This is a genomic window from Mixta intestinalis, assembly GCF_009914055.1.
GTDB lineage: Bacteria > Pseudomonadota > Gammaproteobacteria > Enterobacterales > Enterobacteriaceae > Mixta > Mixta intestinalis.
The window spans coordinates 1929069-1948789 of the sequence record NZ_CP028271.1; the positions used below are offsets into that span (position 1 = coordinate 1929069).

Annotated in this window: 19 protein-coding genes; 5 read left to right on the forward strand and 14 right to left on the reverse strand. The window is 52.3% G+C overall.

Annotated features, from left to right (window positions below):
- Window positions 1-33 precede the first annotated feature (33 nt).
- From C7M51_RS09190 to C7M51_RS09210, 5 genes are all read right to left on the reverse strand, one after another.
- Window positions 34-366 carry a DUF496 family protein gene (locus C7M51_RS09190; protein ID WP_160621512.1) on the reverse strand — a complete coding sequence of 111 codons (333 nt, stop codon included), beginning with the start codon at window positions 364-366 and terminating at the stop codon, window positions 34-36.
- Window positions 367-526: 160 nt separating this feature from the next.
- A complete protein-coding gene (locus tag C7M51_RS09195) occupies window positions 527-1585 on the reverse strand; it encodes an FUSC family protein (protein ID WP_160621513.1) in 1059 nt (352 codons plus the stop codon).
- A gap of 232 nt (window positions 1586-1817) precedes the next feature.
- Window positions 1818-2846, reverse strand: coding sequence for a MerR family transcriptional regulator (locus tag C7M51_RS09200; protein WP_160621514.1), 1029 nt, complete (start codon window positions 2844-2846; stop codon window positions 1818-1820).
- A 184-nt stretch (window positions 2847-3030) separates the two neighbouring features.
- Window positions 3031-4200 (reverse strand): serine-type D-Ala-D-Ala carboxypeptidase DacD, encoded by a 1170-nt coding sequence (gene dacD / locus C7M51_RS09205; RefSeq protein WP_208852126.1) that lies wholly within the window; start codon window positions 4198-4200, stop codon window positions 3031-3033.
- Window positions 4201-4469: 269 nt separating this feature from the next.
- Window positions 4470-4697: a YgdI/YgdR family lipoprotein gene (locus tag C7M51_RS09210; protein ID WP_160623611.1), complete on the reverse strand. Its 228-nt coding sequence runs from the start codon at window positions 4695-4697 to the stop codon at window positions 4470-4472.
- A 198-nt stretch (window positions 4698-4895) separates the two neighbouring features.
- Between C7M51_RS09210 and C7M51_RS09215 the strand changes: the two genes are divergently transcribed.
- Window positions 4896-7220 (forward strand): FdhF/YdeP family oxidoreductase, encoded by a 2325-nt coding sequence (locus C7M51_RS09215; RefSeq protein WP_160621516.1) that lies wholly within the window; start codon window positions 4896-4898, stop codon window positions 7218-7220.
- Between the two features lie 93 nt (window positions 7221-7313).
- Here C7M51_RS09215 and C7M51_RS09220 read toward each other — a convergent pair whose 3' ends face one another.
- The 6 genes from C7M51_RS09220 to C7M51_RS09245 all read right to left on the reverse strand — a co-directional run bounded on the left by C7M51_RS09220 (window position 7314) and on the right by C7M51_RS09245 (window position 11076).
- On the reverse strand, window positions 7314-7853 hold the full coding sequence (locus C7M51_RS09220; RefSeq protein WP_160621517.1) for a hypothetical protein: 540 nt from the start codon (window positions 7851-7853) through the stop codon (window positions 7314-7316).
- Window positions 7850-8275, reverse strand: coding sequence for a structural protein (locus C7M51_RS09225; protein ID WP_160621518.1), 426 nt, complete (start codon window positions 8273-8275; stop codon window positions 7850-7852). Before C7M51_RS09225 ends, C7M51_RS09220 begins: the two co-directional genes overlap by 4 nt.
- A gap of 107 nt (window positions 8276-8382) precedes the next feature.
- Window positions 8383-9267, reverse strand: coding sequence for an esterase/lipase family protein (locus C7M51_RS09230; protein ID WP_160621519.1), 885 nt, complete (start codon window positions 9265-9267; stop codon window positions 8383-8385).
- 140 nt (window positions 9268-9407) lie between these two features.
- Window positions 9408-10124: a phage tail tip lysozyme gene (locus tag C7M51_RS09235; RefSeq protein ID WP_160621520.1), complete on the reverse strand. Its 717-nt coding sequence runs from the start codon at window positions 10122-10124 to the stop codon at window positions 9408-9410.
- A 46-nt stretch (window positions 10125-10170) separates the two neighbouring features.
- Window positions 10171-10500 carry a phage holin, lambda family gene (locus C7M51_RS09240; RefSeq protein WP_160623612.1) on the reverse strand — a complete coding sequence of 110 codons (330 nt, stop codon included), beginning with the start codon at window positions 10498-10500 and terminating at the stop codon, window positions 10171-10173.
- Window positions 10501-10644: 144 nt separating this feature from the next.
- Window positions 10645-11076, reverse strand: coding sequence for an antiterminator Q family protein (locus C7M51_RS09245; RefSeq protein WP_160621521.1), 432 nt, complete (start codon window positions 11074-11076; stop codon window positions 10645-10647).
- Window positions 11077-11511: 435 nt separating this feature from the next.
- Between C7M51_RS09245 and C7M51_RS09250 the strand changes: the two genes are divergently transcribed.
- Both C7M51_RS09250 and sbcB read left to right on the forward strand, forming a co-directional pair.
- The gene (locus tag C7M51_RS09250; protein ID WP_160621522.1) at window positions 11512-12141 is read left to right on the forward strand and encodes a LexA family protein; all 630 of its coding nucleotides are present in this window, start codon (window positions 11512-11514) and stop codon (window positions 12139-12141) included.
- 453 nt (window positions 12142-12594) lie between these two features.
- On the forward strand, window positions 12595-14022 hold the full coding sequence (gene sbcB, locus C7M51_RS09255) for an exodeoxyribonuclease I (protein WP_208852127.1): 1428 nt from the start codon (window positions 12595-12597) through the stop codon (window positions 14020-14022).
- A 62-nt stretch (window positions 14023-14084) separates the two neighbouring features.
- On the opposite strand, the gene C7M51_RS09260 is transcribed toward sbcB, so the two are convergent.
- From C7M51_RS09260 to C7M51_RS09270, 3 genes are all read right to left on the reverse strand, one after another.
- Window positions 14085-14630 carry a YfaZ family outer membrane protein gene (locus C7M51_RS09260; RefSeq protein ID WP_160621524.1) on the reverse strand — a complete coding sequence of 182 codons (546 nt, stop codon included), beginning with the start codon at window positions 14628-14630 and terminating at the stop codon, window positions 14085-14087.
- A 250-nt stretch (window positions 14631-14880) separates the two neighbouring features.
- Window positions 14881-16245, reverse strand: a complete 1365-nt coding sequence (locus tag C7M51_RS09265) for an APC family permease (protein WP_160621525.1) — start codon at window positions 16243-16245, stop codon at window positions 14881-14883.
- A 528-nt stretch (window positions 16246-16773) separates the two neighbouring features.
- Complete coding sequence (locus C7M51_RS09270) at window positions 16774-18189, reverse strand: glutamine synthetase family protein (RefSeq protein WP_160621526.1); 1416 nt, start codon at window positions 18187-18189, stop codon at window positions 16774-16776.
- Window positions 18190-18402: 213 nt separating this feature from the next.
- Between C7M51_RS09270 and puuD the strand changes: the two genes are divergently transcribed.
- Together puuD and puuR are read left to right on the forward strand one after the other, a co-directional pair.
- Window positions 18403-19161, forward strand: a complete 759-nt coding sequence (gene puuD, locus C7M51_RS09275) for a gamma-glutamyl-gamma-aminobutyrate hydrolase (RefSeq protein WP_160621527.1) — start codon at window positions 18403-18405, stop codon at window positions 19159-19161.
- A complete protein-coding gene (gene puuR, locus C7M51_RS09280; protein WP_160621528.1) occupies window positions 19158-19715 on the forward strand; it encodes an HTH-type transcriptional regulator PuuR in 558 nt (185 codons plus the stop codon). The genes puuD and puuR overlap by 4 nt, the downstream gene beginning before the upstream one ends.
- The last annotated feature ends 6 nt before the right edge of the window (window positions 19716-19721 follow it).

The window sequence follows — 19721 nt, forward strand, 5'->3', positions numbered from 1 at the left end:
CGGAGAGTTCAACTGGCAATTGCCGGTGGCAGATTACTGATTCTGTGATGGCACTTTGTGCTCGCCCATCGACTTCAGTCGTTTCGACAGTTCGCGACGCTCTTTAGAAAGATCGGCGTTTTTGATGATGTACTCGTCCACGCGATCTTCATAGTCGCTGCGCATGCTGGCAATAATTTCCTGAATCGCCTCAACGCTCATGCCCGGCTTGATGTACTCGCTCAGGTTATCCAGCAGCAGCACGCGTTTCTGGTTGTCACGAATTTTCTTCTCTACATCGTGAATTTCGCGCTGCAGCTTATTTTTGCGACGATACATACGCACGAACTCCAGCACGTCATGAAATGATTGCTTTGCATTTTCCATCTTGACACCTTTCATTGGGCCTGCCTGAACAGGCGGTATTGTCGTAGCCTTCAGCTTAGCGGCTTGCCGCCGCCGAAGGCAATCTTCACATTTAAATTCGGACTGTGACACATTTTAGCGCGAAAACGCGTGCAGCCACAGCCGCTTGTTGCCGAAGCGCCTATTTGCGCATCGTCAGCCTAATCAGATCGGACAGGCGCTCCAGCTGCTTCGCCAGCTCCAGGCTAAGCCAGACATAGCCATGGATGGGCGTTTCCACCAGCCGATCGCTGTCGTTCTCTGCTAGCAGCTGATGCAATTCGCGGCTGATCTCCACCAGTTCATGATGATTAGCGGACATCTTGTCGGTGTTGCCGCTGATCAGCATCTGCGCCAGCGCGTTGAAGGTGTTTTCGGTCATCTGCTGCGTACGCCGTAGCGTAGATGCATTTAACAGAATCAGATGACTGGCGCGCGAAGACCACCAGGCGTTAATTTGTAGCTCCAGCGTGCAGAGTATATTACGGTTAGTGGTCTGAATCGCTTCCAGTACCGCTTTAGGAATACGTGTTTCTTTACTGGCAGGCTCCAGCAATGTGCGCATCTTTACCACATCAGTCAGTATGCGACGCAGCGGCTTATCCAGGCGCGGCTTATCCACCAGATTAGGGGAAAAGCCCGTATGGTAGATTTTCGCTATTGTGGTAAGCGTATCGGAGAGCTTGATGCGCCAGTGGATATAGGCCTTTTGCGGCCAGATACTGGTGAAAAGCAGCGCCAGCATGGAACCGAGAATAACGTCTCCGCTGCGCCACAACGCGGTAGTCATATCGCCTGCGGGTGCGCCACACACCACCGCCAGGGTAATGCCGATCAGTAAGGCCATATAGGGACGTTTACCCAGCGTCAGGTAACCGCAGATAAACATCACCACCGTACACCAAAGCATCATTGCGGTCAGAGAATAGAGCTCCAGCTTGAGCGCGATCAGCCCGGAGATTGAACCAAATACCGTACCGCCGATACGCTGGAACGCACGAGGAAATACATTCCCCCAGAATGAAACCGGCCCCATAACCACGACCAACGTGATCAACGGCCAGCTGCCTTCCGGAATTTCGCTCAGGCGAACCAGCAAAAAAGTCAGAATAAAACCCAGCGCGATGCGTATGCCGTGAATGATACGGTAATGGCGATAGACGCGAAACTCGACGGCTGAAAGCGGCTTGTCAGGGCGCAAAAGATCTCTCCGGTTTCCTGAAGTTTCAGATTAACATCATAACCTGAAGCGAGGGCAGAAATGAGACTTTCGTCTGTCATTTAGGACGATTTTTCCTGATTTAACATATATGTAAGTCAGTTTTAACTTTGCAAAAACATTAAACCTCTGGCAATGCAGGAAAAAAGCAGGCGGCCTGATAAAAGTGCGCCCGCCAGTTAGCAACGGACGCTAATGATAGCTTTATGTGACTTCAGCCTGCGGCGAGGCTGGCTGCCACCGCAGCCTGGAGGTAATTTAATAGCGCTGGCGTTAGCCAGGTCCCCTCCATCAACTCCGGCTCCTGCTGCATCGCCTGTCGGATTTTGCCTTGCATTGTTGAATCGTCACTGGCATAGGAACGAAACAACTCCAGCCAGTATGCTCCTAACGCACGCGCTTCTGCCGCATCTGGCGCGACGCCACGCGTCATCGCTTCATTTAGTCGCGCCATCAGCGCAGGCCATTCCTGCATACGATCAAAATAGTGCGCGCGTAGAAAAGCGTATTCCCGTTCATCCAGATAGCGTCGAAAAATCGCCAGTTTACTTTCAGCAAAAGCGTGGGTGATGTAGTCCAGCATCGCTGGCGTAATGCCGGTTTGCTGCTGCATGGCCGGTTCAGTCAGATGCATGCTGGTCAGGCGCGCCAGAAATGCCGGATTGTGTGCCGTATCACGCTCCAGGGTACACATCCAGCGACGTGCCAGCTGCTGCGCCTGCGGTGATGAAGGCGCGATGCTGCGATCCTGTAACTCCAGTAGTTCCTGTACCATTTGCTGCCATTCGGCTTCGCGTTGCGCATCAGCCTGATAAAAGGGCAGCTGTTGTAGCTCTTCCGCCGTGAAGTAATTGTCGTACATAGTCATCATCTCTAATGTGGTTAGCCAGTCCGCCAGCTCCGGTTCGCCGCCCTGCGTCAGCTGCTGGTGTAAATTTCCCAGACGCTGGCGCAGCTGCTGCATTTGCGCCAGCTGACGATCGAGTGCATCCAGTTGTTGAGTGAGGATTTGCGGTAATGAAAGTGCACCATTGCTCAGCAAAGCGCCGATTTCTGCCAGCGGCACGCCCAGCCGTTTCAGCGCCTGAATTTGATGCAAACGGCGAATATCCCGACGATGGTAGAGCCGGTAGCCAGCATCACTGCGCGCAGAAGGCACCAACAGCCCGATACTGTGGTAATAGTGCAACGTGCGCACCGTCACGCCCGTGCGCCGGGCCAGTTCACCTGCTTTTAATAACATGACTTTCTCCTCGCTCAACGATAGCCAAGGGTAAAGGCTAACGCGGCGTCAGGGTCAAGCGGCATGCAATAAAAAATAACGCGCGGGCAGAACAGGATAGAGAGAAAGAGGGAGCCATAAGGCAGGGAAAATATTCAGGCGGGAGAGAGAAAAGCAGAGGCCGTGTCGGGCCTCTGCCGGATAATTACAATTTCTGTTTCAGATAATCGCTGATTTTCGTTACGAGGCCGCCCTCCTCAACTTTATTCAGCGTCATTAGCGGATAGCTGGCTAATACCTTATCTTTATCGATAACCTGAATCGTCCCGATCCGCTCACCCTGTTTCAGTGGAGCTTCAAGATCTTTGCGATCGATAATGTATTTCGCCTTGATACTTTCAATCGCGCTACGCGGCAGCGAAAGTGAAATATCCTCGGTGGTGCCTACCTCCACCTGATGGGGATTGCCGTACCAGACCGTTTCTTTACCCAGCGCTTTACCTGCATGGAACAGCTGCACGGTATCAAAATTACTGTTGCCCCAGACCAGCAGCTTACGCGCCTGCTCTTCGCGCCCTTTCGGGCTTTTACCGCCCATAATCACGGCAATCAACCGATGACGCCCTTGCAGGCTGGAAGCGATCAGGTTAAAGCCCGCGCTTTCGGTATGGCCAGTTTTCAGGCCGTCCACGTGCAGATTTTTATCCCACAGCAGCCCGTTGCGGTTTTGCTGAGTGATACCGTTCCAGGTCAGCGATTTCTCGCTATACATCTGATAAAAATCGGGCTCCCCGCTGATAATGGCGCGTGAGAGCACCGCCAAATCGCGCGCGGTAGTATGCTGCCCCGGCGCATCCAGCCCGTGTACGGTTTCAAAATGGGTGTTGCTCAGCCCCAGCTTCGCCGCATAGTCGTTCATCATTTTAACGAACGCTTCCTGACTGCCAGCAACGTAATCGGCCAGCGCCACGCAGGCGTCGTTACCGGAATCGATAATCACGCCACGGCTGAGATCGCGTACCGACACTTTCTCACCCGGCTTAAGGAACATCAGCGAGGAGCCTTTGAACACCGGATTTCCCGCGCCCCAGGCATCCTGACCGATCGTCACCATATCATCGCGGCTGATGCGGTGCTGATCGATAGCGCGGTCAACGACATACCCCGTCATCAGCTTGGTCAGGCTGGCTGGATTACGCTGTTCATCGGCGTTGCCTTCGGTCAGCACCTGACCGGTAGTGGCATCCATCAATACCCAGGAGGCGGCGTCAACCGGCGGCGGCGTCAGCGGAAAAGAAACCGCGGCCCCATCGGCGTGGGCCTGAAGTGCTAAAAACAGTAAACCAGTGATACCTGCAAGCTGACGCCTTTTCAACGGAACATCCTCAGTCATAAACTCGAATTAAATGAGGGCGTTGTTTTACGGCATCGCGCTACTTTTTTGCTTAATAAATTGCAAAAAATTATGTATTTAACTACCGGTCAGTCATGACTCTTGCCGCTGTTTTACCGCTACGATGGCGGCGATCTGGCGGCAATGGTTACCATATCTCAAGCGGCTGTTGGTGCTGCACAGACTTAGCCTAATCCCGTTATTAAAAAAGCCACACGACGGTGGCTTTATAAATAATGCGATGGCGAAAATTAGTGGGGAATTTCCGTCATGGATTTTACATCGGAGCGGTTGATCTGCTGCTCATTTCCGTTGGCATCTTTATATTTGATCAGCCCGGTAGCATTGTCCTCTTTTGGCTTGCCATCGCTCACGATAGTACGACCATCGGTAGTATGGATGTAATAATTACTGCTGGAACATCCCGCCAGCGGCAGGGCGGCGGCAAATACAAATGCTAATAATGCGCTCTTTTTCATCATAACCTCCTGTTCAGATATTTCCCTTTAATGTTTAGCACAGTTTAATCATTACGCAATGTATCTTCCTGCCGATGCGCTTATTCCCGTTGTAATATTTCGAAAGCAATTAGATCCATTTTTCTTCTAAGAATACCCCCGATACAGGCAGCTTGACCTACCCTTTAGTAACGAATTAACAACAGAACCCAGAGAAATATGAAACATCAGAATCGTACAATTGGTATTGCTCCTTATGGTGGATCGGCTGGCGGCTGGGGCGCGCTAAAAGCGGTTGCTGATGCGTTACGCGGTCAAATGTCGGTAAAGCAAGATGTTATCGCCTTATTTAAAGTCAATCAGCCGCAGGGCTTTGACTGTCCCGGCTGTGCCTGGCCTGACCCACGCCATGCTTCCTCATTCGAGTTTTGCGAAAACGGCGCCAAAGCCGTTTCCTGGGAAGCCACCAGCAAGCGAACTACCCCGGAATTCTTTGCATCCCATCCTGTTAGCGAACTCTGGCATCGCAACGCCTTTGAACTGGAAGGCGAAGGTCGCCTGACACATCCGATGAAATACGATCCCGCCAGCGACACCTATCAGCCGATTGAGTGGGAAACCGCCTTCCGCGAGATTGGCGAGAAGCTGCAAAGCTATGACGATCCCAATAGCGTAGAATTTTATACCTCCGGGCGCGCCTCTAACGAAGCGGCTTTTCTCTATCAGCTGTTTGCCCGTGAATATGGCACCAACAATTTCCCTGACTGCTCGAACATGTGCCATGAACCTACCAGCGTTGGCCTGCCACAGTCGATTGGCGTCGGTAAGGGTACGGTCACGCTGGACGACTTCGACCAGTGCGATCTGGTGCTGTGCATCGGCCACAATCCCGGCACTAACCATCCACGTATGCTGGGTACGCTGCGCGAAGTCTCTAAACGCGGAGCCACCATCGTCGCGATCAATCCGCTGCGCGAACGTGGACTCGAACGTTTTACCTCACCGCAAAGCCCAATTGAAATGCTCTCTCTTAGCTCAACCGCCCTCGCCTCCACCTATTACAAAGTGCGCGTCGGCGGGGATGCCGCGATGCTTAAAGGCGTAATGAAGGCGCTGCTGGCGATGCATGAACGGGCGCTGAAGGCTGGCGAACCAGGCGTGATCGATGAGCAATTTATCAACGAGCATACGGAAGGGTTTGAGGCGCTGAAGCAGGATCTTGACGCAACCGACTGGGAGCACCTGCTGAAAGTCTGCGGAATGGATTATGAGGAGATCCTTAATATCGCCCGCCTGTATGCCAACGCAGAAAAAACTATCATCTGCTACGGTATGGGTATTACGCAGCATCAGTACGGCACGCAAAACGTCCAGCAAATCGCTAACCTGCTGTTGATGCGCGGCAATATCGGCAAGCCTGGCGCGGGTATCTGCCCGCTGCGCGGTCACTCTAACGTTCAGGGCGACCGTACCGTGGGCATTACTGAAATACCGTCTCAGGAACTGCTCGACAATATTGAAAAGGTGTTTGGCTTTAAGCCGCCGCAGGAGCATGGTCACGGTGCAGTTGCCGCCATCCAGGCGATGCGCGACGGTAAGGCAAAAGCGCTACTCTGCCTCGGCGGCAATCTGGCCGAAGCAATTTCCGATCCGCAGGTTACCTTTGAAGCGATGCGCAAGCTCGATTTAGTGGTGCATATGGCTACCAAGCTGAACCGCTCGCATCTGCTGCTGGGCAAACATAACTATATTCTGCCGGTGCTGGGCCGTACCGAACAGGATATCCAGGCCTCTGGCGAGCAAAGCATTACCGTAGAAGATTCAATGTCGATGGTGCACGCTTCGCGCGGTATGCTAAAACCTGCCTCACCGCACCTGAAATCGGAACCCGCTATCGTGGCGGGCCTGGCGAAAGCAACGCTGCCCAACAGTAAAGTCAACTGGGATCGTATGATTGGAGATTACAGCTTTATCCGCGAGGCAATCGAAGCTGTTTTCCCGGCCTTTCAGGATTACAACCGACGCGTGCAGCAGCCGGGCGGTTTCCGCCTGCGTAACGCCGCCTCTGAGCGAGAATGGCATACGCCTACCGGACGGGCGCAGTTTATGGTGATGGAAGGCGTCAACGAAGATCCACGGTCGCTAAAATGTCACGATCTGGTTCTGACCACGCTCCGCAGTCACGATCAGTACAACACTACGCTGTATGGGCTCAACGATCGCTACCGCGGCGTAACTGGACGGCGCGACGTGCTGTTTATCAACGCGGATGAAGCGGAACATCGTCGGCTACGCGTAGGCGATAAGGTTAATATCATCGCGCTTGATGCCGAAGGTAACCGCACCTCACGCCGTATGGATAACCTGACGATTGTGGTACTGGATATGGCACCCGGTTCGGTAGCTGCCTATTACCCGGAAGCCAACATCATGGTGCCGCTGGACAGCCACGATACGCAAAGCGGCATCCCGGCGTATAAAAGTATTCCTGTTGAGATGGAGCCTTGCCTGGAGCCGGTGGAAACCTCCGGCGCGCTGCGTTAATACCGCGCTCGCTACAGCGGTTGCGGTAATCTGGCCCCGCTTCGGTGGGGCCGGGTTATTGTCAAACGTTGGTAAACGGCCTTTCCTCTCCGGTTATTTCCGCTCCTGTTCTAATTGCCGGATGGCGGTCAGCTGGCCGTTTGCCTTGTCGATGGCAGCCAACAACGGCTTAATCCACAAAATTGCCTGACAGTAGCTCAGGGTGTTGGCGGCAGCGGTACGATCACCGGCTGGGTCAGCGTTTGCGGCATCGGCGTGCAGGGTGCTGGCACGTAAACGTTCCGCGTAGTTGAGCAACCCGTCAGCGATATCAGCAGGAACAGGCAGATCGCAGGTTTTTTCATGGTGAAGTATCTCCCGGTATTCGATGGTAACGTTATCGGTTTCCGCATCGATCAATGAATTCAGCTTGCTGGTATATTCAGCGGCCTGATTAAATCGGTTAAAGTTGAATGCCTGCGCGGCAATAACCTGCCCCTGCAATATATTATCGCTATGCAGGATGCGATTATCGTTTTGCGCAGCCGCCAGATCGGCCCGACTATTAGCCAGCAGGATGCACAGCGCCGCAATGACCATCACCACCGCAGGCAGAAAAAAACGAATCCCTTTTTCTCTGAGCAATGAAATCATTGTTCCTCCGCCAGCTTAATGGCGCGTACCAGTACATCAAAGGCATAGGGCTGCTCGCCATTTTCATGCTTAATGATCGCCTGCAATATCTTCATCATAAAACGGCTGTCTCCAGTATCGATAACATGATCCGGTGCCAGGCCCGTAGCCAGTGCCACACTATCAATATAGGCCTGCGTATTGTTTTCACTGGCAGGTGCCCAGCGCTGAATAATCGCGTTAATCGTATTCAGGCCGTGTTTACGCTGATAGTTACGCAAAATAATGATCATTGCCCTGATCCCATACTCTGCCGATCGGAACTGACAAAAACATTTATCGGTTCGCTGTTTTTCCGGTAATAGTCCTTTCCATTCATCTCCCCAGCGTATGTTGCCGGGATTATTATTTCTGATACCGCGTGCGGTCTTATCGGTGTTCATAGGTTCTCCTGCTCGTTAGGCGGCTCCATGCCAGCCAGAGCCATAAAAAAGAAAAAGGCCGCGCATAAGCGCGGCCGCCATAATAGGATGCTGTGATAGTGCGTTAATTAAAGGCCTTTTGACTTCAGCCTTTCCATATGTTCTTCGAATATTTTAAGCGGTTTCGCCTCAGAGCTTACTATGCCCATCGTCTGGTTAACCGCATCAAGGTGGTCCATATTATAATCAGAACGAATGACTTTCCCCAGGTGGGACGCATAGCGCCCAACCAGGCCATCATTTTGAAAGCGCTCTTTGGTAAACAGTAAAGAGGTTGCGACCAGCGCGATATGAGCCGGATCGAGATTATTAAATCCCTGGGTAAAGGGGTTGTAATTTATTACACCACTCCAGGAGTAATAGTAAACGCCATTAACCACCTCCGGGCCATCTCCACCCCAGACGGCGGGAAGTCCCTGCGGATATTTAGCATTAAACGCTGCTACGCCTTTGGTTGTTAATGAATCCAGCGCGGCAATGGAGCTTTGCGGCAGCCCAGGATTACCAGTTATTGCCGACATAAACTTCCCAAAAGCATCCATTACCGTTGATGCGATCAGCTCAGGCAGTCCGCCGGGTTTAATTGCCGCCCTGACTAAATCCGCAAATTCCGATCCATAATTCGCGCCACATATAGAGGTTACGGACGCCACCAGCTCCGGATGTTTAGCTGCGGCGTAGCGACAGGCCAGCGGCCCCTGACTATATCCGATAAGATTAACTTTCTTCGCGCCTGTTTTTTTGATGACATCTCTTATCGAAGCGATTAACTGCTCTCCACGTACTTCATTACTGTTTTCAACCGAAATAGGCGCGGTAAATACCACCGCCCCCGCTTTTTCAAGCACTTTTTGCACGCCATAAAAGAGCGGATATATTCCTGCAATCTTCTCAAAACCAAAAAGGCTGGGAACAAGGATCACCGGGTATTTTAATTTAGTAACTTTAGACATTATTATAAAACTCCGTTTTTAATAGTAATAAAAAGGCCCTGATAAAAACCAGGGCTCTTTGCAAAATAAAATTATTCCCATACAGCTATTTTTACAACACGCAGCCATCTTTTTGCGGATGGCTGCCATTATGTTGCTCTTTACTGTTTTACACAAACCGCTTCCAGCCTTATCCACCACGGCGCTTTATTCACCCAATGGTACTCCGGAATAGCTTTACCGTTATTATCCTTATAAATCGTTCTCAGGATACTAACTGAATCCGGGTGAGGAATATATTTCACGCTGACGCCATTAAAATAATAAGCATCCTGACCGGTATTTTTTGCATTTGGTCTCCAGTAAATACATTGCATCGTCGTTTCTCCTTTTTTGTTGGGAACACTCGGTGTAGGTTTCGGTGTGGTTGTATTTTTATTAAGCAGATTAAACCAGTATCTGGCCTGCGTTTGTCTGAGCGGCTGGTTTGGGTTAGAAGGCCGTTCATAGTAACGAATAAAAATATCCGCCAGCGTTTCAGGTGACTGTCTGCTCTGAGTGAACTGCTTAAACGTCATATTAGGATGATAAAATTGCTGATTATTCGCGACCTCCCATTCAAGGCGTTTACACTGGCTGATTACATCCCGGTAAGCCAGCCCGTTTGATTTTGCCCAGTTAATATATTTTGTGGCTGGCGTCCATTGCACTAATCCATAACCACCGGCCATATTCCCTACCCAATCGGATTCCCAGCGATCGGCAATAATTCCACTCTCAGACTGCATATTGCCTAATACCGCTGCGACCGACTGGCTGGTCCACCCTCGTCCCGTCAGATAATTCCATATCTGTTGGGCTGTTTCTCTTTGCCCCATAGTTTCTCCTTACGTTGATGACACTCCATTCCAAATAATTTGACGATCATTTTCCTCCAAAACGGTTATTGATAATGCCTGTGATAATTTTGCGAAATTGTTCAACGCCGATAAAACCGATGCCGCCACCAATAGCGATAGCAAGCGAATACGGTAAATCGAAATATTGCAGCGTGGAGGCAGCTGAGAGGGTTAACGCTCCGCAGAGCAGCCCTTCAAGCAACATTTTCCGTCGGCCTCCGCCGTTATACGCAACGCGTAGTGATGCCATCACAATGGCCAGCAGCACGGCACCAATCGGCGTTTCTCCGCGCCACCAGCTGTGAAAAATATTCAGCCATTCTGGCCAGGTATGGGGTTCGCTGTGCATATTCATCATCTCCCACCTTGCAGGTGGCTGTGCAGTTAAAGGAGCGCGCCGGGCGCAAAAAAAAAGCCCACCGAAGTGAGCCTGTTGCTGTAGACAAGAAAAGAAAAAGCCCCAGCGATGTGGGGCTTATGTTGAAGTCAGAATTTCAACTCATACCAGCGTAGCGTAGTTTTTGCGGCCCGCACTACTACTTTTTTCAACTTTTTTTTCGACCTCTGAATCCATTTGCAAAGGTACATCCAGCATGCATAAACAGCCTTCAATAAAGCCTTCAGCCGTTTCAATACGTCGCCTGACTTCACGTTCAGAAATTTTAGCGCGACGGCCAATTTCACGTTTTGATAAACCGTAGACGTAATACAACATCACCGCAGCCAGTTCATCCGCCCGGCGGATCTGTTGCAGTCGGCTAACACAGCCATCGATAATCAGACCATCATCATCACAACATGAAGGGCGCGTTGATGACGCCACAGAGACGATGCCTTTAAACCCGGCGGCAACGGGTGACCACCCTACTCCACTATTGTCACGGGCAGCCCAACCACCCCATCGTTCCAAAACCTGTTGAATATCCCGCATAGTCCTGCCTCTAAATTTGCTACTGAAATTTTAGAGAACCGCGCCTTCCTTTTCGTGGTTGTGAGCCCGCAGTTCCAGTTCGCGTGCTGCATGTTTTTACATGCAAAAAGTTATTAACTTGCTATGCCAACTGCTTTTCTGACCCTTCTTTTCGTCAACGGTCCGTGTAACGTTGTTCATTATGGGGTTAGTGCAGCAGGCTAAAGCGGCGTTGTTCAGTGAATTCAGCGAGTTAAAACACAGTTCGCCTTTATGTTGTGGTGGGCAAGCGCTGCTCAGTGCCTTGTGTTATATCCTCAGGCAAACAAGCGCCGTACCTTTCACTGAATGAGTCCTTAAAAGTTAACAACTTTACCTGTAATTACCTCACAGCTATTATGGTTTGTCAAATACAACCTTATCTGTAATTATCGATACCAGAAAAGGAGTCAAGCCATGAATCTCGCCAGCAGAGCCAGGAAACGCAGAACTGAATTGAACTTAACTCAGGCAGAAGTTGCCAAACGTGCAGGTATTAGCCAGCAATCCGTTGAGGCTATAGAGAACGGAAAGACACTTAAACCACGCAGCATTCTGACTTTGGCTACCGCGCTTGAATGCGATGCCAGATGGCTGCTGCTTGGAGGGGATGTCGCGACTGATTATAATTATGGAGCCCGCCGAGTGCCTGTTTTGAGTTATGTACAAGCCGGAGCATTTACCGATGCCGAGCCGCTGCCCGATGCCAGTGAATTCGAATATGTGCTGACCACCGCTGAGATGTCAGAACACTCCTTTGCGCTACGCATTCGCGGTGATTCTATGGAGCCGGAATTCAGGGAAGGCGACATCGTTATCATTGATGCTGAAATCTACCCAACGCCGGGGGAGTTCGTGGTGGCGCGTAACGGCTGCCATGAGGCGACCTTTAAAAAATATCGTCCTGTTGGTCAGGGCCCGAAAGGCGAAGAAGACTTCGAACTGGTCCCTTTAAACAGCGATTATCCCGTCTGTCGCTCCTGGGAAAAGCCCGTAAGCATCATCGGCACTATGGTTGAACACCGTATTTATCGCAGAAAGCGCTAGCTCAGGCGGTAAGGATAAGAGGGCAAATGCCCTCTTTTTTATTGGCGATAAATACCATTTTACAGGTTAAAAAAACCGTTGCTCACCATTATACCAGTGAAGCAAGATACAATTTTATTGGTAAAAGAAACCAAATCCCAACAGTAAAACACAATTGCCCATAAACGTTATCGGGCAAACAACGCCTGTATACCGCTCCGCTATGATGTAAAAGATAGCCGCCCCGTCAGGAACTGAGATTTTTGCTGTATCCCAATATGGTTTACCATAGAGCACAGCGTTATTGATGCCCTGCTGTTTTGCTGCGCTTCCCGGAACCAGACAAGCCATACTTTATCAACAGCTCCGGGAAGAATGGCGCACAGGCATGCAGCGCGGAACAACCAAAACGCAAATTCTATAATCATCTGTAAAATAGCGTGTTATGCAGACAATAAAAGGCAGTTAAAAACCGTGGCCGACAAGCAAAATCAACCAACTTTCCTTTTTCATGATTATGAAACCTTCGGCAAAAGTCCGGCGCTCGATCGCCCGGCGCAGTTTGCCGGCATTCGTACCGATATGGATTTTAATATCATCGGCGAACCGGAGGTGTTTTACTGTCAGCCTGCGGATGATTATCTGCCACAGCCGGAAGCGGTCATGATTACCGGAATTACGCCACAACAGGCACGGACGCGCGGCGTGAATGAAGCGGAATTTGCTCGCCGCATTCATGCCCTGTTTACCGTCGAAAACACCTGCGTGGTGGGCTACAACAATGTGCGCTTCGACGATGAAGTAACGCGTAATATTTTTTACCGTAATTTCTTCGATCCTTACGCCTGGAGCTGGCAAAACGGCAATTCACGCTGGGATCTGCTGGATGTAATGCGCGCCTGTTACGCGCTACGCCCTGACGGTATTCACTGGCCGGAAAATGATGACGGGCTGCCCAGCTTTAAGTTGGAGCATTTGACTAAGGCGAACGGTGTCGAACACAGTCACGCACACGATGCGATGTCAGACGTTTATGCCACGATCGCTATGGCGAAGCTGGTGAAAACTAAACAGCCGAAGCTGTTTGATTTCCTCTTCCGGCATCGCAGCAAGCAGAAGATCAATACGCTGATCGACATCCCGCAAATGAAGCCGCTGGTGCACATTTCCGGTATGTTCGGCGCACTGCGCGGTAATACCAGCTGGATCGCGCCACTCGCCTGGCATCCGGAAAACCGCAATGCGCTGATCGTCTGCGACCTCGCTGGAGATATGGCGCCGTTGCTGGAGCTGGATGCCAACGCGCTGCGTGAAAGGCTTTATACGCCGCACCAGCAGTTAGGCAGCGCGTCAGCCGTACCGATTAAACTGGTACACAGCAATAAGTGCCCGGTGCTGGCACCCGCCAGTACGCTGCGTCCGGAAGATGCGGAGCGTCTGGGAATCGATCGACAGCGCTGTCTGGATAACCTTAAATTGCTGCGTCAACACCCGGAAGTTCGCGAGAAAGTCGTCGCAATTTATGCTGAGGCCGAGCCCTTTACCCCTTCCGAAGATGTTGATGCCCAGCTCTATAACGGTTTTTTCAGCGATGCCGACAAAACCGCGATGGGCATTATCCAGCAGTCGGCACCTGCGAACCTGCCCGCGCTTGATTTAACCTTTAACGATGAACGCATTGAAAAACTGCTGTTCCGTTACCGCGCCCGCAACTTCCCCGGCACGCTGGATGACAGCGAGCAACAGCGCTGGTTACAGCATCGACGCGAGGTGCTGAACGGTGAGCGTATCGAAGCATTTCTGCTGGAGCTGGAGTCGCTGGCAAATCTGCATGAGGGCGATAACGATAAAATGGCGCAGCTGAAGGCGCTGTACGAGTACGCGCGCGAATTAGTCTCGTAACCCTGTTTTATGACCATAAAAAGCCGTCTCTGAGGACGGCTTTTTATGCTGCACAAAACCAATCAGAAACGCAGCGAGGCACCAATGTAAGGGCCATCTGCCAGCACGTTATCTTTACGGTTGCCTTTATTATTCAGTTCGGCATATTTATAGCCAACGCGCACGTTCAACAGCGAAATCGGCGTAAAGCTAACGCCGCCAGACGCTTCCTGGTAGCTGTCGAGGTGATCGGTAAAGGCTTCCGGCGAATAGTAATATTCACCGTAGAGGCCCAGCATGTTGGTTACCGGAATGCTGACGCCTGCGCCAACCGCGGCGGCAAAACCATCCTTACCATCCTGCGGATCGATCCACATCGCTTTGATGCCCGGGCTGAGGAAAACGGAACCGATTTCCACGTTATAACCCAGACGCAAGCCGCTAACGTCACCGTCATGATCGCTGCGCATCCAGTTACCGGACAGACTCAGGCCCGGCGTAGTCGTGCCCAGCCCAACGTTCAGGTTGGTGTAATGCTCACCCACATCAACGCTACCTTCAATCGCCTGCGCTGAACCCGCCGCCAGCATCAGGGCCAGACCGCTACCTACCACTACTTTTTTAAACATTGCCAACTCCATTGTTTCAGGCACGAATTGCTGGCGAAGGGTAGCGGAGCTGGCGGGCGGATACAAGAGGACCAGGCTGATAACATTAAAACCTGGAGTGAACAATGTTGTAGCACGCAGAAAAAGAGCCATCGTATCGCACAAAACAGCGCTGTTATCGGATGAGCAGACGTAAAAAAGGCCGGACGCTTGTCCGGCCTGATGTAATTGTTCAGGCAAGGCCAGAGAACAGCCTGGCCTCAGGCATGAATCAGAGCGACTCTTCGCTGTACTGCGGCACCGGATTACGGAAGCTACGCGTGACGAAAGCCAGGTAGATAACACCTACTGCCGCCCAGATCAGCCCCAGGATCATTGAGCTCTCTTCGAGGTTGATCCAGAGTGCACCTACCGTCAGCGCACCACACATTGGCAGCAGCAGATAGTTGATGTTGTCCATCACCGTTTTGCAGCGCTTCTCGCGAATCCAGAACTGCGCGATAACTGACAGGTTAACGAAGGTGAAAGCCACCAGCGCACCGAAGTTCACCAGTGCGGTCGCCGTGACCAGATCAAAACGGATCGCCAGCAGCGCAATCGCACCAACCAGTACCACGTTAAGCGCCGGAGTACGCCATTTCGGATGCACATAGCCGAAGAAACGCTCCGGGAAGACGCCGTCGCGCCCCATTACGTACATCAGACGGCTTACGCCCGCATGGGCGGCCATACCTGAAGCCAGTACCGTTACGCAGGAGAAAATCAGGATGCCGAACTGGAAGGTTTTACCCGCCACGTAGAGCATGATTTCCGGCTGCGACGCGTCCGGATCTTTAAAACGCGAAATATCCGGGAAATAGAGCTGCAGGAAGTAAGAGACCGCGATAAAGATAACGCCGCCAACCAGTGCCGTCAGGAAGATCGCTTTCGGGATCACGCGCTCGGCATCCTTCGTCTCTTCAGAGAGTGAACTGATGCCGTCAAAACCGAGAAACGAGAAGCAGAGAATCGTCGCACCGGTAATCATCGGCACCACGTGCGCATCCTCCGACCAGAACGGACGGCTGCTAACCAGCGTACCGGCACCTTCGCCGTGCGCCACGCCATAAATCACCATGCAGACCAGGGCAATAATCACTGCCACCTGCATAACGACAATAACGCTGTTAAAGTTTGCCACGGTTTTAATACCGCGCAGATTGGTCAGCGTCATAAAGCCAACCAACAGCACTACAAAGATCCAGGACGGAATGCCCGGCAGCAGTGCTTCAAAATAGATTTTCGCCAGCAAGATATTGATCATCGGCATAAACAGATAATCAAGCAGCGATGACCAGCCAACCATAAAGCCGACGTGCGGACTGATGGTCTTTTGCGCATACGTGTAGGCGGAACCCGCCGATGGGAAGCGGTTTACCAGTTTACCGTAGCTCAGCGCAGTAAAAAGAATAGCAATCAGCGCGAAGGCATAAGCCGTAGCGACGTGACCGCCGGTTAACCCGGAAACAATACCAAAAGTATCAAACAGCGTCATGGGCTGGATATAGGCCAGGCCAATCATGACAACCGGCATCAGCGTCAGCGTTTTTTTCAGATGTGTACGCGGCTGCGAGGTGTGGTGGACATCATGCGACATGGTTGAGTCCCCCCATAGCGGCGGCCTGATTAGGGCGGACCACAGGGAAACTTCGCGTTATGCGAGAGAGGTTCTTCAGAGGCGTGAGAGAGGTGGCTGAATGAATGCCGCCTGCACCATAGTCATCACGGAGACGAATACCAGCGCATGCTGGTGAGAAGTTAACGAGTTGCCCCATCTTTGTATCCTCAAAACCACACGATATACGTGTTTTGTGTAAGTATCTATCCGGCACGTAGGCCGGCCTCTTTGACAAATTAACCTGGTTAAATGCAAAAAAATAACCGACGCCTCAAGCGCCGGTTATATCCTATTTTGCAGGGGGCGTATTTTGCACCCACTGAAGCCAGATGACAAGATCTTGAGACCTTCAGTAACAATTTCTTTTTCGGCAATCAGAAAAAGCAAGAAAAGCAGGCTATTACGCGCGCATCGCGGGCAATTAAATACCGCCTTTTAATACCCTTCTCGCTGGTTTGAGCTTCCATCCCAATCCCGCCATTATTCAGGCGTTCATAGCTGCCCGCCTCAGGCGTTTTTCAACATCCAGTCAATTTCCGTGGCGGTAATCAGCCGCTCAAACTGCATCAGCTCATAATGCTTACAGCTATGCCAGACAAAGCTAAAACGCTCGCCCAGCAAATTCTGTAGTGCCTGGCTACGGGAGAATTCATACAGCGCTTCGCTCTGCCTGACCGGCAGCGACGCGCCCTCCGCTTCATGGCCGTTACCGGCCACCGGCCCCGGAAGCGTCAGCGGGCTGTCCAGTCCATGCAGGATACCGGCAAAAATAGCGGCCATTACCAGCCAGGGATTGGCGTCGGCACCGGCCACGCGGTACTCCACGCGCCGGTTATCGATATCGCCGCAGGGAATGCGCAGCGCAACCGTACGGTTGTTATGTCCCCATGAGGCGCGTAGCGGCACGTAGGATTCGGGACGAAAACGGCGGAAGGCGTTGACGTTCGGTGCCAGCAGCGCCATTGAGGCGGGCATCAAATCGATCATCCCTGCCAGCGCCCGCTTCAGCAGCGGCGAGTCGCTGCCGTCATCGCAGGCGAAAGCGTTATGATCGGCGGCATCCAGCATACTGACATGCACATGCATGCCGCTGCCCGCATACTCTTCATAAGGCTTAGCCATAAAGGTGGCGGTCATGCCATGGTTTTCCGCTACCTGGCGTATCAGCCTTTTCAGCTGTAGCGCATGGTCGCAGGCGCTGAGCACATTACGCGTATGATGCAGGTTAATCTCAAACTGCCCCGGAGACGCCTCCGCCAGCGCGCCGTCGGTGGGAATGCCCTGTAACCGAGCCAGTCGATCGATATCGCCCAGTACCTGTGAGAAGTGATCGAGGTTATCTACTGAATAAACCTGGCTCTGCACGTTGCGCTCATCGCTGCCTGGCGTACAGGGCGGCTGGATAAAACCTTCGGGATCGCGCTGTTTATCGACCAGATAGAACTCCAGCTCTACCGCTACCACCGGAAACAGTCCCCGGTTGCGCAAACGCTGCCAGAGAGAGTTCAAAACATTACGGGGTTCAACGTCAAAGGGAGTGCCATCTTGGTTGCACATGGTCAACAGCAATTGTGCAATATGGATGGGATCGGAAGCGGCAGGAACCAACGTACCCTCGACGGGCGTGCAGATATTGTCCGGCTCGCCCAGCGCCTGGCCCAGGCCCGCCTGCTCTACGGTATTGCCGAGAATATCCATCGCAAATACCGACGCCGGGAAGTAACAACCTTTCTCCAGCCTTGCCAGGCTGCCTACCGGAATACGCTTACCGCGAAAAACACCGTTCAGATCGTTAAGAAGTATATCGACATACTGCGTTTCAGGATGGCGTTCCAGATAGGTTTTTACCTCATTCTGGAACGCGCTGGTTCGCATCTCTTCACTATGTCGCGTGAAGTCTTCTACTTCCACCAGGTTTGTCATGATCCCACCCGCCATTTACCGTTCAGAAAGGAAGCACGTCATGCTCGAAATAACGGCCACATTTAGAACATAGTCATAAGGCAAAAAGTGTGCAAATGTTACGCAGCAGTTTGAATATTGAACAAAGCCTGTCTAGATTGAAAATATATTGTACAAATCAGCGTGTCCGGTGCGTTTTTGTCAGAAATATTGACCAGTTTAAACGGGGATAATATGGAAAGAATAATGGACAAGCCGCTGATTGGCGTAGTGGCCTGCCACGCGGTACACGAGGGGCATCCTGCTTTTACGCTGCATCAGAAATATCTGGATGCGATTATGGATGCGCACGGCATCGCCATTATTCTGCCCCACCGCCCCGGCCAGGGCGAAGCTATTACCCGACGCGTTTTACCGCTGCTGGATGGCCTGCTGTTGCCCGGCAGCCCGAGCAATATCGAACCCTGGCGCTACGAAGCAATGGGAAAAGAAGAGCTGGCCGATCCCGGACGCGATGAGCTGGCGCTGGCGCTGATTGACCAGGCGCTGCCGCTGCATATTCCGCTGCTGGCTATCTGTCGCGGCATGCAGGAGCTGGCGGTAGCGACCGGCGGCACGCTTTACCGCCAGCTGCCGATCGGCGAGACCACGCACTATGCCAATGGCGATGCGCCGCTGGCTGAGCAGTACGCGCCGACGCATGCTATCCAACTGGCACCCGATGGACGACTGGCACAGCTGCTGCACGGCACAACCTCGCTGCGGGTTAATTCGCTACACCAGCAGGGCATCCATCATCCCGGCCCTTTGCTACAGATAGAGGCAACCGCCCCGGATGGCGTAATTGAAGCGGTTTCCGTGCCCCACCACCCTTTTGCTCTTGGCGTACAGTGGCACCCCGAATGGCGTTACCAACATGATGAAGCCTCTTCGCGGCTGTTTGAGGCTTTTCTCCATGCCTGTCATCAATACCGTAAGGAAAAGCGGCTATGAATGAAGCTACTCTGGCGCCCGGACGGCGCTTATCGCAAATCCGGCAGGAGTTAGGTTTATCCCAGCGGCGCGTCGCCGAGCTTGCCGGATTAACCCACAGTGCCATCAGCACCATTGAACAGGATAAGGTCAGCCCCGCCGTCAGTACGCTGCAAAAGCTACTTAAGGTTTACGGACTGTCACTGTCGGAATTTTTCTCCGATCCCGCGAAGCAAAGCCCGCCGAAAATCGTTATCGAACCGCAGGATCTGGTCGATATCGGCGGCCAGGGCGTCTCGCTAAAGCTTATCCATAACGGCAGCGCCAGCCATAATCTGGCGATGCTGCTGGAAACCTATGAGCCGGGTGCCACCACCGGCGAGAAGATCCGTCATCCCGGCGAAGAGACCGGCACACTGCTGGAAGGCGAAATCACCCTGACCGTAAGCGGACAGCACTACCAGCTGCACGCCGGTCAGAGCTATGTGATTGATACCGGGCAGCCACACAGCTTCAGTAATACCTCTTCACAGCGTTGCCGTATCGTCAGCGCCCATACGCCCGCTAACTTTTAAATCAGG

Coding starts and splice junctions, on each gene's coding strand:
- puuR (WP_160621528.1), top strand. CDS start 19,158: ATGAATGAAGCTACTCTGGCGCCCGGACGGCGCTTATCGCAAATCCGG.
- C7M51_RS09200 (WP_160621514.1), bottom strand. CDS start 2,846: ATGTTATTAAAAGCAGGTGAACTGGCCCGGCGCACGGGCGTGACGGTG.
- C7M51_RS09225 (WP_160621518.1), bottom strand. CDS start 8,275: ATGAACACCGATAAGACCGCACGCGGTATCAGAAATAATAATCCCGGC.
- C7M51_RS09235 (WP_160621520.1), bottom strand. CDS start 10,124: ATGGGGCAAAGAGAAACAGCCCAACAGATATGGAATTATCTGACGGGA.
- C7M51_RS09265 (WP_160621525.1), bottom strand. CDS start 16,245: ATGTCGCATGATGTCCACCACACCTCGCAGCCGCGTACACATCTGAAA.
- C7M51_RS09245 (WP_160621521.1), bottom strand. CDS start 11,076: ATGCGGGATATTCAACAGGTTTTGGAACGATGGGGTGGTTGGGCTGCC.
- C7M51_RS09190 (WP_160621512.1), bottom strand. CDS start 366: ATGGAAAATGCAAAGCAATCATTTCATGACGTGCTGGAGTTCGTGCGT.
- C7M51_RS09240 (WP_160623612.1), bottom strand. CDS start 10,500: ATGAATATGCACAGCGAACCCCATACCTGGCCAGAATGGCTGAATATT.
- C7M51_RS09230 (WP_160621519.1), bottom strand. CDS start 9,267: ATGTCTAAAGTTACTAAATTAAAATACCCGGTGATCCTTGTTCCCAGC.
- C7M51_RS09220 (WP_160621517.1), bottom strand. CDS start 7,853: ATGATTTCATTGCTCAGAGAAAAAGGGATTCGTTTTTTTCTGCCTGCG.
- C7M51_RS09215 (WP_160621516.1), top strand. CDS start 4,896: ATGAAACATCAGAATCGTACAATTGGTATTGCTCCTTATGGTGGATCG.
- C7M51_RS09210 (WP_160623611.1), bottom strand. CDS start 4,697: ATGAAAAAGAGCGCATTATTAGCATTTGTATTTGCCGCCGCCCTGCCG.
- C7M51_RS09270 (WP_160621526.1), bottom strand. CDS start 18,189: ATGACAAACCTGGTGGAAGTAGAAGACTTCACGCGACATAGTGAAGAG.
- C7M51_RS09260 (WP_160621524.1), bottom strand. CDS start 14,630: ATGTTTAAAAAAGTAGTGGTAGGTAGCGGTCTGGCCCTGATGCTGGCG.
- C7M51_RS09250 (WP_160621522.1), top strand. CDS start 11,512: ATGAATCTCGCCAGCAGAGCCAGGAAACGCAGAACTGAATTGAACTTA.
- puuD (WP_160621527.1), top strand. CDS start 18,403: ATGGAAAGAATAATGGACAAGCCGCTGATTGGCGTAGTGGCCTGCCAC.